This window comes from Streptomyces sp. NPDC006332 (assembly GCF_040612855.1).
In the GTDB taxonomy this organism is placed as follows: Bacteria; Actinomycetota; Actinomycetes; order Streptomycetales; family Streptomycetaceae; genus Streptomyces.
The window spans coordinates 79,119-91,159 of record NZ_JBEXRA010000040.1; the positions used below are offsets into that span (position 1 = coordinate 79,119).

The following is a 12,041-nucleotide window of genomic DNA, read 5'->3' on the forward strand; positions in this document are numbered from 1 at the left end:
CCCGCTCAGCACCTGGGACGGTCCCTGCGCGCACGGCCAGGGTGCGCCCGCGGTCGGCCCGGGTGTCAGCGGGTGCCGCCCGCGCCGTCGCCGCCGCCGACCCCTTTCGACCGCGAGTCGAGCGCCCCTGACCAGGTGTTCTCACCCCGTGCGAGTTCCACCGTCGTCGTGACCCGGGTGAGGGCGGGATGCCGTGGCGCCGAACCGAACCCGAACCGCACGGGCGGGTCGACCGGTGTCAGCGCACCGAGATCGGACCCCTCGAAGAACGCCGACACCGCGCGGATCGGCCGCAGGTCACGGGCCCCGTACCACTCCCTGCGGCCCCCGCCGGCACTGCCCCGCGTGCGCACACCGGGGAGCAGGGCACGGGCGGGAAGGTCCGTCAGCGCGCTCCACGCCGGACGGCGGGCGAGTGCGCCGGGCACGGCACACAGCGTCAGCCCGAGGAGTCCTCGCCGACCGGTGGTGAACCGCAGGGCGAGTGAGTCCGTGCCGACGGTCCAGGTGTCGCCGTCGACGCTCACGTCGACCGGGACGACCCGCACGGTGTCGAAGGCGTAGGTCCCGCTGACGAAGTCCGCCGTCCCACGCGTGGGCGCCAGCAGCAGCCGTTCGCCGTCGGCCCGCTCCAGCATCACGTCGCTGAACGACCCGAAGGGCGACCGCGGCCAGTGTCCCAGCACGACACGCGTCCCGGAGGACGTACCCAGGCCCGCGATCCAGCCGTCGAAGCACAGCCGCGAGCGCGGGGGAGTCCCCGACGGGCGAGGGGTGCTGGTCATGTCGAGCCCGGGCCGGAGGAGCCGGGGCGCCTCGGGCCCGATGAGTCCTGGCCCGATGAGCCCTGGCGCGCTCCTGGGCCGCACGGCAGGGAGGGCCCCATGCGGACGTGCCGGACACCCGGCGAGAAGTGCACCACCGGCTCGCCCAGCGGGGCGGGCAGACCGGCCGCGACGGTCAAGGTCTCCTCCAGCACGTCGACGGTGGCGTCGGCCAGCGGCCACGGCTCGTGCTCGACGGGCGTCTCCCAGAGCATGCCGAGACCGCGTGTGTACGCCCGCCAGCGCGAGGTCAGCCACACGTCCCGCTCCGTCGGCTCGATCGGGTCACCGGGGCGGACGGTCAGGCGATAGGTGGGTCCACCGGCCCACCGCGAACCGGCGTAGGAGACGGTGCCCCCACGCTTCGTGACGCTGAGGGTGCCGGGGTTGTACGGCGCGCCGATGGCACGAGCCGCCAGCATCAAGGGGCAGGCGACCTCGAGGGAAAGGAACCACAGCCCGTCGCGCCCGTCGGGGCGTCGGACGTAGGTCCGCAGGTTGGTCTCCGCGAAGGTCGGGACCCCGGGCATCCGGGCGGGTACGACGCCGGGCCGCACGTCCGCCATGACCAAGGGCGTCAGACCCACCCAGGCGGCGCCCTCGTACTCGTCCACGACCAGTCCCGCGGGCAGCAGAGCCCGCACCGTCTCCGGCGGGTAGGCCCAGTGCACGAACGTCTGCGTCAGCCATCCGGCCCGCAAGGCCGGCACCCGCACCCGCTGCTCCGCTCCGTACGCCACCACAGGCGCCGGGTCCCCCTTCGCGGATCGCAGAAACGCGGTGGGGTGGGCAGCGGGGCCCGGACGGTGCCGATTTCGGGTCTCCACATACCCTCTCCACATACCCCCTAGGGGTATGCTATGTTCTCCCTCCAAGGTACCCCGAGGGGGTATGTGACGAGAAGGGGTGGAGCCATGTCGGCCATCAATCCTCGGCGGTGGTGGGCACTGGTCGTGCTCGCTGCCGCCCAGTTCATGGTGATCATGGACACATCGATCATCGGGGTGGCGCTCCCGGAGATGCAGCAGGACCTCGGCTTCTCACAGGGCGAGCTGCAGTGGGTGTTCAACGCCTACGTCATCGCCTTCGGCGGATTACTGCTGCTGGGCGGTCGCCTGTCCGATCTGCTCGGCGCACGCAAGGTGTTCACCACCGGCTGGGTGATCCTCATCGCGGGATCGGTCCTCGCGGCCGCCGCCCAGACCGCCTGGGTGGAGGTCGTCGGCCGTGCCGTCCAGGGTGTCGGCGGGGCGCTCATCGCGCCCTCGGCCATGACGCTGCTGATGATGCTCTTCGCGCACGACCCGAAGGAGCTCGGCAAGGCCATGGCCCTCTACGGTGCGGCGGCACCCGCGGGAGGTACCGCCGGCGTCTTCCTCGGTGGGGTCTTCACCGAGTGGCTCAGCTGGCCGTGGGTCTTCATCATCTACATCCCGATCGGTGTCGCGACCCTCGCCGCCACCAAGCTGCTGCCGGCCGTCGGTGGCCGGCGTGGTGGAGTGGACGTGCTGGGAGCGATCGCGGTCACCGCGGGTCTCGCGCTCGCCGTCTTCGCGGTAGTCCGGGCACCGGAGGTCGGCTGGTCCTCCACGGGCACCGTGCTCCAACTGGCGGGTTCCGCGGCGCTGTTGCTGCTCTTCTTCGTGATCCAGAAGACGCTGCGCGAGCCCCTCATGCCGCTCGGCATCTGGCGTGTCCCGCGGCTCGGCTCGGCCAACCTGGCGATGACGCTGCTGGGCGCCGCGTGGATCCCGATGTGGTACTTCCTCAACCTGTACCTCCAGCAGGTCCTCGGTTACGGAGCCTTCGCCTCCGGCGCCGCCCTGCTGCCGATGACCGTCCTCCTGATGATCTTCATGACGGCCATCACCGCGAAGCTGCTGGCCAAGTTCGGCGCCAAGCCGCTGATCGGTGGCGGTCTGCTGGTCCTCGCGGCCGGTCTGCTCTGGCTGTCGGCGGTCGAGCCCACCGGAACGTTCGCGGTCGACGTCCTGCCCGCCTCGCTGGTCGCCGCGCTCGGCATGTCGCTGGCGTACATCCCGGCGATGATGGCGGCGATGTCGGGAGCCCCGCAGGAGCAGGCGGGTCTGGCGTCGGGCATCGTCAACACCACCTATCAGGTGGGGGCGGCGCTGGGTCTCGCCGCGCTGACCGCGGTGGCCACCTCGCAGGGCGCCGGCCAGTTGGGCAATCTGCCCGCGCTGACCGACGGCTTCAGTGCGGCCTTCATCTGGGCCGCGGTGATCGCCGCCGCGGGCGGCCTGCTGACGCTGCTCCTGATGCGTGGTGACCAGCCCGCGCCGGCACCTCAGGCCGATCCGTCCCAAGCCGCTCACGGAGAGCGGGCCACCGCCTAGCCCAGCAAGAGCAACAGCAACAGCAACAGCAAGAGCAAGAGCAAGAGCAACAGCAAGAGCAACAGCGACCGCAACACCAGAACCTCATCAGGGCCGTTCAGTGCCGGGAAACCAGCATCGGGGCGGCCCTTTCACCTGCGCGAGAGCGAGGCCGAACGAAGGGGCCGTGCGGAGGAGCGCCCCATGTCGAAGGGCCCGGTCGAGGGCCTCGCTCGAGCGCCCCAGTCGTCAGGAGCGTCACCGTGGATATCCAGACCAGAGCCGTGCACGCGCACAGCGAGCCCGGACCGGAGGGTGGCCGACCGCTCAGCGTGCCCATCGTCCAGTCCTCGGCCTTCGCCTTCGACTCCGCGGACGCGCTCACCCAGGCCATGTCCGGCCCCGATGGTCCGTACGTGTACTCGCGCCGCGGCAACCCGACCGTACGGGCACTGGAGCGGACGCTCGCTGGCCTCGAAGGGGGCGCCGCCGCCATGGCGTTCGCCTCGGGCATGGGAGCCATCAGCGCCGTCCTCCTCGCCCTGCTGAAACCGGGGGACCACGTGGTCGCGCAACGCTGTCTGTACGGCGGCACCTACTCCCTGCTCTGTGACCTGGCCGACCGGCTCGGCGTCGTGGTCGAGTACGTGACGGGTGACGACGCCTCCGAGTTCGAACGGCTCGTCCGGCCGACGACATGCCTGCTGCACCTCGAGACGATCGCGAATCCCACCGGCCGGGTGCCCGACCTCGCGGGGTTCGCGGCGGTCGCACGGCGGCACGGGGTGGTGAGCGTGGTGGACAACTCGCTGGCGTCGCCCGTGCTGTGCCGCCCCATCGAACACGGGGCCGACGTGGTGGTGCACTCGACCACCAAGTACCTCTCGGGTCACTCCGACGTCCTGGGCGGAGTGGCCGTCTTCGCCGACGAGGGCGTGCGTGACCGGGTGTGGCCGCGCGCCGTGGAACTCGGGTCCTGTGCCGACCCCTTCGCCGCCTGGTTGACCCTCCGGGGAGTCCAGACGCTGCCGCTCAGGATGCGCCAGCACTGTGCGGGCGCCGAACTGCTGGCCGGCCGCCTCGCCCGGCACCCGCGGGTGACGGCGGTGCACTGGCCGTGGCTGCCGGACCACCCGACGTACGGCCTGGCGCGCACCGTGCTCAGCGGTGGCGGAGGCATGGTCTCCTTCGAGCTCGCGGGCGGCCGGGAAGCGGGGCGCGCGTTCATCGAGCGGGTGCGGCTCGCGCAACTGGCCCTCTCCCTGGGCGGAGTGGAGACCCTGGTGGCACATCCGGCGTCGACCTCGCACCGGGAGCTGGACGAAGCGGCGCTGGCCGCCGCCGGCATACGTCCGGGGACCGTGCGGATGTCCGTGGGCATCGAGCACCCGGAGGACCTGTGGAGCGACATCGAACAGGCACTCACGAAGCACTAGATTTGGATTGACAAAATAAATGGTCGATTCGTAGATTGGGGGAGACCCGAGAAACTTCTCCGGCCCAACTGGGGGGCGTCGTGCGCTACTTCGAGGACTTCCGTGTCGGTGACGTGCATGAACTGGGCACCGTCACCGTGACCGAAGAGGAGGTGCTGGAGTTCGGGAGGCGTTACGACCCGCAGAGCTTCCACACCGACGCCGAGCGTGCGAAGCGGTCGCCCTTCGGCGGTCTGATCGCCAGCGGCTTCCACACCTCGGCCCTGTTCATGCGGCGGTACGTGGACGGCCTCCTCGCCTACAGCGACTGCGTCGGCTCACCCGGCATCGACGAGGTCCGCTACCACCGGCCGGTGCGCCCGGGGGACACCCTCACCGCCCGGGTCGAGATCCTCGGTTCGCGCCCCTCGCTCATGAACCCCACCACCGGCATCGTCCAGCCCCGCTGCCAGCTGGTGGCCCCGGACGGGACGGTCGTGTTCAGCATGATCCTGCACAGCATCTTCCGGCGGCGTCCCACCGCCGCCTCCGCCGCGTCCCCCGTGTCGATGCCCGCGGCGGAGGACCCGGTCGCCTGTGCCCGAACGCGCTGAGCACGGCCGCCCCACCCCACGCACAGCACTCCGACGTCCGAAGCGCTTCCCGAAGGGGGACCTCCTGTGGAGGCCGTATCCCGCACCGCCCAGTGGACCGCCGCCGCGCGGGCACTGGAAACCGAACGTGAGGACCGGCTGTTCGCCGACCCCCACGCACGCACCGTCGCCGGCAACACCGGCTTCGACCTGCTCGAACGGTACGCGGGCGCAGGCACCGTGCCGTTCCTCGCCATCCGCACCACCTACCTGGACCGGGCCATCGGGCGCGCCGTCCAGGAGCGGGGGTTGCGTCAGGTCGTGTTCCTCGCGGCCGGCATGGACACCCGTTACTACCGCCTCGACTGGCCCGACGGCGTCACCGTCTACGAACTGGACCGGCCCGGCCTGCTGGACGCCAAGGCCGAGCTGCTCGCCGACGAGCCGGCGCCCGCGGGGCGTGAGCGCCGTACCGTCGCGGTCGACCTGACCCAGGACTGGACCGGGCAGCTCAAGGAGGCGGGCTGGCGCTCCGAGCAGCCCACCCTGTGGATCGTGGAGGGGCTGCTGTTCTTCCTCCCCGAGGACGCCGTACGCGCCCTGATCACCACCCTCTGGCAGCACAGCGCGCCGGGCTCGGTCCTCCTCGGAGACGTGATCAGCGAGGCGGCCCTGAAGAACCCGCTCTCCCGGTCGTTCATGCGGGCCCTCGCCGAGGACGGCAACCCCTGGCTCTTCGGCACCGAGGAACCCGAGCTGCTGCTGACCTCGTGCGGATGGACCGTGTGCGAGGTCCGCCAGCCCGGCGAGGAGGGTGCCGACTTCGGCCGCTGGCCCTACCCCGTGGCGCCGCGGGAGGTTCCCGGTGTGCCGCGGTCCTTCCTGTTCACCGCGGTTCGAGACGAGGTGTCGGCATGACCGACGAGACCATCGGCACCGAGGCGACCGGCGACCCGGTCACCGACTTCCACCAGCGCGTCATCGGTGACGCGGCGGCCGCGGTCCGCGGCCTGACCGTCTCCCTCGGCGAGCGGCTGGGGCTGTACCGGGCGCTGGCCGTGCACGGGCCGCAGACCCCCGCCGAACTCGCCCGGCGCACCGGCGTCACCGTCCGCTACGCGGAGGAGTGGCTGCACGCCCAGCTCAGCGCCGGATACGTCGAGCGCCACCCCTCGTCGAACAAGTACACGTTGCCCGACGCCCACGTCCCGGTGCTCGCCAACCCGAGCGCGCCGACCTTCGCCGCCGGATTCTTCACCGCGCTCAAGGCGCTCTACGCCACCGAGGACCTGCTCACCGAGGCCTACCGCACCGGTGACGGCGTCGGATGGGCCGAGCACGACCCGGCCCTCGACACCGGCATGGGCAGCTTCTTCCGGCCCACCTACCAGCACCGGCTCCTGCCCGACTGGCTCCCCTCCCTGCACGGCGTCACCGAGAAGCTGGCGCACGGCGGAAGCGTCGCCGACGTCGGGTGCGGCGTCGGTGACACCACCCGGCTCATCGCCCAGGCCTACCCCAACGCCAGGGTGTACGGCTTCGACTACTCCGAGGACGCCATCAGCATTGCCCGGCAGCTCGCCGAGGACGAGGGCCTGTCCGAGCGGGTCGTCTTCGATGTCGCGTCCGCCGACGACTACCCCGGCTCGGGGTACGACCTGGTGACCTTCTTCAACTGCCTGCACGACATGGGCGATCCGGTCACCGCCGCCCAGCACGTGCACAAGTCCCTGGACCCGGACGGCACGTGGATGCTCGTCGAGTCCAATGTCTCGCCCGCGGACATCGACACCCACACCCCGGCCGCCCACATGTTCATGGCGCTGTCCGCCGTGATGTGTCTGCCCGTCGCCGTGGCCCAGCGCGGACCGAAGGCCCTCGGCAACCACTCCGGTGAGAAGGCGTTCCGCGGCATCGCCGAGGAGGCCGGCTTCACCCGCTTCCGGCGCGCGAGTGAGACCCCGGTCAACGCCGTCTACGAAGTCAGGCCCTGACCCGCCCCGGACCGCGAACCCCGCACCGCGTATCGCGTCCCCGACAGGAGAGAACCATGGCCGCCACGACGCTGCCCGTCACCGACCGTTTCCTGGAAGTCCTCGGCCGGCTCAGCCAGAAGTCCATCGAGGACTACTACAACCCCTACCAGCAGTTCGACTGGCCCGAAAAGCTCGAGGACAACCGTATGTGGATGAGTCCCGAGTTACTCACCCCCTACGGCACCTCCCACTTCGACGCCCTGAGCGAGGACACGCTGCACAGCCTGTCCAAGTGGGAGTCGATCAACTTCTACAGCCTCAACGTGCACGGCATCCGCGAACTCCTCATCGAGGTCGTGGGCCGCATCCACATGCCCGGCTTCGAGGTGCCGTCCGACTTCTTCCACCACTTCATCGGCGAAGAGAACGAACACATGTGGTTCTTCGCCGAGTTCTGCCGCCGCTACGGCCAGAAGATCTACGCCTCCACGGCCATGCGGGCCGACTCCGCCTGGGAGCCGGAGATCGAGAACTTCCTCGTCTTCGCCCGCATCCTGTTCTTCGAGGAGCTGGTGGACCACTACAACTCCCGGATGGCGCAGGACACCTCGCTGTGCGACACCATCCGGGAGGTCAACCGCATCCACCACCAGGACGAGTCCCGGCACATCGCCTTCGGACGGGAACTGGTCTCCCTGCTGTTCACCCGCATGTGCGCGGCGGTGAGCTCTGAACGGGTCCGCGAGGTGGAGGCGTACCTGAAGCGCTACGTCGTCTTCAGCGTCAACTCCCTGTACAACCCGCACGTCTACCGCGACGCCGGCATCGCCGACCCGCTCGCGCTGCGCAACGCCCTCATCGCCGACGAGGGCCGCCGCGAGCACGAACGCAAGGCCATCCGCAAGCCGCTCGCCTTCTTCCTCAAGACCGGGATCTTCTCCGACGACACCCTGCCGGTCATCTGAACCGAGAGGTGGCACCTCGTGTCCCACGACACCCTTGCCCAAGAACGATGTTCCGCACGGGAATCACGCGGCCTCCCGTCCCTGGGGCCCGAAGGCACGGCCCTGCTGCGGCTGCTCGACGACACCTTCGAGAGCTGGGGAGCCGCCGCCGGCGCCCAGTCCATGACCATGCCCCCGCTGCTGCCGGCCGCCGACCTCAAGCGGCTGGACTACTACGAGAACTTCCCGCACCAGGCCGTGGTCGCCACGCCCATCGACGTCGACCGTCGCGGCGAGTTCTGCGCCGACACCGGCTGTTTCCCCTGCGGGGCCCTCCAGCCCGCCGAGTTCGGTCTCCCCTCCGCCTCCTGCTACGCCGTCTACCTCGACCACGAGGGGCGTGAGATCGCCGAGGACACGCTCGTCACGGTCGTCGGCTGGTGCTTCCGCAAGGAGAACCACTACGAGGGCCTGCGCCGGCAACTGGGCTTCCGGATGCGGGAGATCGTGGCGCTCGGCAGCCGTGAACACGCCGAGAGCCACCTGTGCGCCTTCACCGACCGCATCACCGCGTTCGCCCGAGCGCTGGACCTGCCGCTGCGCAAGGAAGCAGCCAGCGACCCCTTCTACGACAAGGGCGGCTCCAAGGCCGTTCTGCAGCGGCTGACCCCGGTCAAGCACGAGTTCCTCTACGAGGACCTGGCGATCGCCTCGGTCAACACGCACCGCAACTTCTTCGGTGACCGTTGCTCCATCACCCTGGGCGGCACCGGCGGCCCCGCCTTCACCAGCTGCGTCGCCTTCGGGCTGGAACGCTGGCTGTCCGCCCTGACCCGGCGCCACGGCAGCTGGGCCGCCGCGAACGACGCGGTGCGCACCGCTGCGGGACAACTGGCCGCGGCCGGGCCGGTGGTCTGACGTGCCGGCCCGTCCCACCGCCGCGGGCGGCGGCCTGGGGTGGGCGAACCTCGGCATGGACATCGTGTCCGTCAAACGCGTCCACCGACTGCTCACCGAGTACGGCGAGGATTTCTTCGGTCGGATGCTCGACCCGGGCGAACTGGCCGACTGCACAACCTCCCAGGGCCTCGACCTGCTCAGCCTGTGCGGGCGGATCGCGGCCAAGGAAGCCGCCTTCAAGACCCTGCGCGTCCAGGGGCGTTTCCTGCCCTGGCGGGACATCGTGGTGCGCCGGTCGGACGGCGGCTGGCCGCTGGTCGAGCTGCGCCGCCGCGCAGCCCGGATGGCCGCCGAATCCGGCATCACCGACATCACCGTGAGCATCAGCCACGACGTGGACTACGCGGTGGCCGTCGCCGCTCCCATCCTCGGCGATCCGCCCGCCCCCGGGCGTGAAACACCAGCCGAAGCCCCCGCATCACATCCATCACAGCCACTCGACTACCAAGGAGTACTGCCATGACCGACTCGCCCCTGCAGCAGGTCAAGGACTGGATCCTCAAGCGCCACCCGGACCGCGAGGACATCCCGCGGGACCTCGACCTGATCGAGAACCGGCTGATCGACTCGCTCTCCTTCGTGGAGTTCGTCTTCCTCCTCGAACAGCTCAGCGGGCAGACCATCGAGATGGAGACCCTCGAGGTCGACGCGATCCGCACCCTCGACGCCATCGACACCCATTTCTTCTGTGCGGAGGTGAAGTGACATGGGCCGGCGGCTCTTCACCTCCGAGTCCGTCACCGAGGGACACCCCGACAAGATCGCCGACCAGATCAGCGACACGATCCTGGACGCCCTGCTGGCGCAGGATCCCGCCTCGCGGGTCGCCGTGGAAACCCTGATCACCACGGGCCAGGTGCACGTGGCCGGCGAGGTCACCACCCGCGCGTACGCCCCGATCGCCCAACTGGTGCGCGACACCGTCCTCGGCATCGGATACGACTCCTCGGCCAAGGGGTTCGACGGCGCGTCCTGCGGTGTCTCCGTCTCGATCGGCGCCCAGTCACCCGACATCGCACGGGGCGTGGACACCGCGGGCAAGGACGGCGACGACCTCGACCGGCAGGGCGCCGGCGACCAGGGCCTGATGTTCGGGTACGCCTGCGACGACACCCCCGAGCTCATGCCGCTGCCGATCCATCTGGCACACCGGCTGGCACGCCGCCTGACGGACGTCCGCAAGAACGGCACCTGCCCCTATCTGCGCCCCGACGGCAAGACGCAGGTCACCATCGAGTACGACGGGGACCGGCCCGTGCGCCTGGACACCGTGGTCGTCTCCTCACAACACGCCGCCGACATCAGCCTGGACGGTCTCCTGACGCCGGACATCCGGGAGTCCGTGGTCGATCCGGAACTCAAGGCACTCGCCGAGCAGGGCATCAGCCTGGAGAGCGACGGGTACCGGCTGCTGGTCAACCCCACCGGCCGGTTCGAGATCGGCGGTCCGATGGGCGACGCCGGCCTCACCGGACGCAAGATCATCATCGACACCTACGGAGGCATGGCCCGCCACGGCGGTGGCGCGTTCTCCGGCAAGGACCCGTCGAAGGTGGACCGCTCGGCGGCGTACGCGATGCGCTGGGTCGCCAAGAACGTGGTGGCGGCCGGGCTGGCCGCGCGCTGCGAGGTGCAGGTCGCGTACGCCATCGGCAAGGCCGCCCCGGTGGGCCTGTTCGTGGAGACCTTCGGCACCGAGACCATCCCCGTCGAGCGGATCCAGCGCGCGGTCACCGACGTCTTCGACCTGCGCCCGGCCGCCATCGTGCGGGACCTGGACCTCCTGCGGCCGGTCTACGCGCAGACCGCGGCCTACGGTCACTTCGGCCGCGAACTGCCCGACTTCACCTGGGAGCGGACCGATCGCGCCGAGGCACTGCTCAGCGCGCTGGAGGACTGAGATGCGGATCGCTGTCACCGGCTCCATCGCGACCGACCATCTGATGTCCTTCCCCGGGGTGTTCACGGACCATCTGCTGGCCGACCGCTTGGACCGCGTGTCGCTGTCGTTCCTCGCCGACCGGCTGGACGTACGGCGCGGCGGGGTGGCAGCGAACATCTCCTTCGGCCTGGGTCAACTCGGCCTGCGGCCGGTGCTGGTCGGCGCGGTCGGCGGCGACTTCGAGCCGTACCGGGTCCACCTCAAGGAGCACGGGGTCGACACCGACTCCGTGCTCGTCCGCGAGGATCTGCACACCGCACGGTTCGTCTGCACCACGGACCGGATGCAGAACCAGTTCGCGACGTTCTACGCCGGCGCCATGGCCGAGGCCCGCACCATCGACCTCGCCCAGGTCCTCGCCCGAGTGGGACGGATCAGCCTGGTCATGGTCTCGCCCGACGACCCCGAGGCGATGGTCGGGCACACCCGGGCCTGCCGTCTGCTCGGCATACCGTTCGCCGCCGATCCCTCCCAGCAGCTGGCCGGTCTCACCGGCAAGCAGGTGCTCGAGCTCGTCGACGGGGCGCGCTGGCTGTTCACCAACGAGTACGAGGCCGCCCTTCTGCGGGAGCGGACCGGACTGACGGACGCGGAGATCCTGCGCCGGGTGGGCTCCTGGGTCGTCACCCGGGGCGAGGAGGGGGTGCGCATCCACCGGGACGGCGGTCGCGTCCTGACGGTGCCCGCGGTCGAGGTGCCCGGCGTGGTGGACCCCACGGGCGTCGGTGACGCCTTCCGGGCCGGCTTCCTGGCCGGTGTCGCGTGGGGCGTACCCGAGAAGTGCGCGGCCCAACTCGGATGCGTCCTGGCGGCCACCGTGCTCGACTACGTGGGAACGCAGGAGTACCGCCTGCACCGGGAGCCGCTGATGGCGCGTCTGAGGACGACGTACGGGGTCGGATGTGCCGCGCATCTCCTCGCACACCTGCGGGAGTTGCGGTGAGGCAGGGGCACTTAGAGCTCCGAACAAAAGTGCAGCCCGGCTCGCGGCGTCTGGCACGCACGCTCGCCGCGTTGCCGAAAGCCCCTAGTAGCTCCTCCCCCACTCTCG

General features: G+C 70.4%; 13 protein-coding genes. 11 read left to right on the forward strand and 2 right to left on the reverse strand.

The window, feature by feature from the left end; translation table 11 throughout:
- Positions 1-65: 65 nt before the first annotated feature.
- Positions 66-785, reverse strand: a complete 720-nt coding sequence (locus ABZ027_RS30070) for a hypothetical protein (protein WP_356773733.1) — start codon at positions 783-785, stop codon at positions 66-68.
- A complete protein-coding gene (locus ABZ027_RS30075) occupies positions 782-1,567 on the reverse strand; it encodes a DUF2071 domain-containing protein (protein WP_356773734.1) in 786 nt (261 codons plus the stop codon). Before ABZ027_RS30075 ends, ABZ027_RS30070 begins: the two co-directional genes overlap by 4 nt.
- Before the next feature lie 171 nt (positions 1,568-1,738).
- Between ABZ027_RS30075 and ABZ027_RS30080 the strand changes: the two genes are divergently transcribed.
- The 11 genes from ABZ027_RS30080 to ABZ027_RS30130 all read left to right on the forward strand — a co-directional run bounded on the left by ABZ027_RS30080 (position 1,739) and on the right by ABZ027_RS30130 (position 11,933).
- A complete protein-coding gene (locus ABZ027_RS30080; protein WP_356773735.1) occupies positions 1,739-3,181 on the forward strand; it encodes an MFS transporter in 1,443 nt (480 codons plus the stop codon).
- A 242-nt stretch (positions 3,182-3,423) separates the two neighbouring features.
- Positions 3,424-4,596: an aminotransferase class I/II-fold pyridoxal phosphate-dependent enzyme gene (locus ABZ027_RS30085; RefSeq protein WP_356773736.1), complete on the forward strand. Its 1,173-nt coding sequence runs from the start codon at positions 3,424-3,426 to the stop codon at positions 4,594-4,596.
- Between the two features lie 80 nt (positions 4,597-4,676).
- Positions 4,677-5,189: a MaoC family dehydratase gene (locus tag ABZ027_RS30090; protein ID WP_356773737.1), complete on the forward strand. Its 513-nt coding sequence runs from the start codon at positions 4,677-4,679 to the stop codon at positions 5,187-5,189.
- 66 nt (positions 5,190-5,255) lie between these two features.
- A complete protein-coding gene (locus tag ABZ027_RS30095) occupies positions 5,256-6,086 on the forward strand; it encodes an SAM-dependent methyltransferase (protein WP_356773738.1) in 831 nt (276 codons plus the stop codon).
- Positions 6,083-7,162, forward strand: coding sequence for a methyltransferase domain-containing protein (locus ABZ027_RS30100; RefSeq protein ID WP_356773739.1), 1,080 nt, complete (start codon positions 6,083-6,085; stop codon positions 7,160-7,162). The genes ABZ027_RS30095 and ABZ027_RS30100 overlap by 4 nt, the downstream gene beginning before the upstream one ends.
- 56 nt (positions 7,163-7,218) lie before the next feature.
- Positions 7,219-8,109 carry a diiron oxygenase gene (locus tag ABZ027_RS30105; RefSeq protein WP_356773740.1) on the forward strand — a complete coding sequence of 297 codons (891 nt, stop codon included), beginning with the start codon at positions 7,219-7,221 and terminating at the stop codon, positions 8,107-8,109.
- 18 nt (positions 8,110-8,127) lie between these two features.
- A complete protein-coding gene (locus ABZ027_RS30110; protein ID WP_356773741.1) occupies positions 8,128-9,006 on the forward strand; it encodes a hypothetical protein in 879 nt (292 codons plus the stop codon).
- A gap of 1 nt (position 9,007) precedes the next feature.
- Positions 9,008-9,511, forward strand: coding sequence for a 4'-phosphopantetheinyl transferase superfamily protein (locus ABZ027_RS30115; protein ID WP_356773742.1), 504 nt, complete (start codon positions 9,008-9,010; stop codon positions 9,509-9,511).
- Positions 9,508-9,753, forward strand: a complete 246-nt coding sequence (locus tag ABZ027_RS30120; protein WP_356773743.1) for an acyl carrier protein — start codon at positions 9,508-9,510, stop codon at positions 9,751-9,753. Before ABZ027_RS30115 ends, ABZ027_RS30120 begins: the two co-directional genes overlap by 4 nt.
- A 1-nt stretch (position 9,754) precedes the next feature.
- On the forward strand, positions 9,755-10,948 hold the full coding sequence (gene metK / locus ABZ027_RS30125; RefSeq protein WP_356773744.1) for a methionine adenosyltransferase: 1,194 nt from the start codon (positions 9,755-9,757) through the stop codon (positions 10,946-10,948).
- Between the two features lies 1 nt (position 10,949).
- The gene (locus ABZ027_RS30130) at positions 10,950-11,933 is read left to right on the forward strand and encodes a carbohydrate kinase family protein (RefSeq protein ID WP_356773745.1); all 984 of its coding nucleotides are present in this window, start codon (positions 10,950-10,952) and stop codon (positions 11,931-11,933) included.
- Positions 11,934-12,041 lie beyond the last annotated feature (108 nt).

Coding starts and splice junctions, on each gene's coding strand:
- ABZ027_RS30070 (WP_356773733.1), bottom strand. CDS start 785: ATGACCAGCACCCCTCGCCCGTCGGGGACTCCCCCGCGCTCGCGGCTG.
- ABZ027_RS30080 (WP_356773735.1), top strand. CDS start 1,739: ATGTCGGCCATCAATCCTCGGCGGTGGTGGGCACTGGTCGTGCTCGCT.
- ABZ027_RS30100 (WP_356773739.1), top strand. CDS start 6,083: ATGACCGACGAGACCATCGGCACCGAGGCGACCGGCGACCCGGTCACC.
- ABZ027_RS30105 (WP_356773740.1), top strand. CDS start 7,219: ATGGCCGCCACGACGCTGCCCGTCACCGACCGTTTCCTGGAAGTCCTC.
- ABZ027_RS30120 (WP_356773743.1), top strand. CDS start 9,508: ATGACCGACTCGCCCCTGCAGCAGGTCAAGGACTGGATCCTCAAGCGC.
- metK (WP_356773744.1), top strand. CDS start 9,755: ATGGGCCGGCGGCTCTTCACCTCCGAGTCCGTCACCGAGGGACACCCC.
- ABZ027_RS30130 (WP_356773745.1), top strand. CDS start 10,950: ATGCGGATCGCTGTCACCGGCTCCATCGCGACCGACCATCTGATGTCC.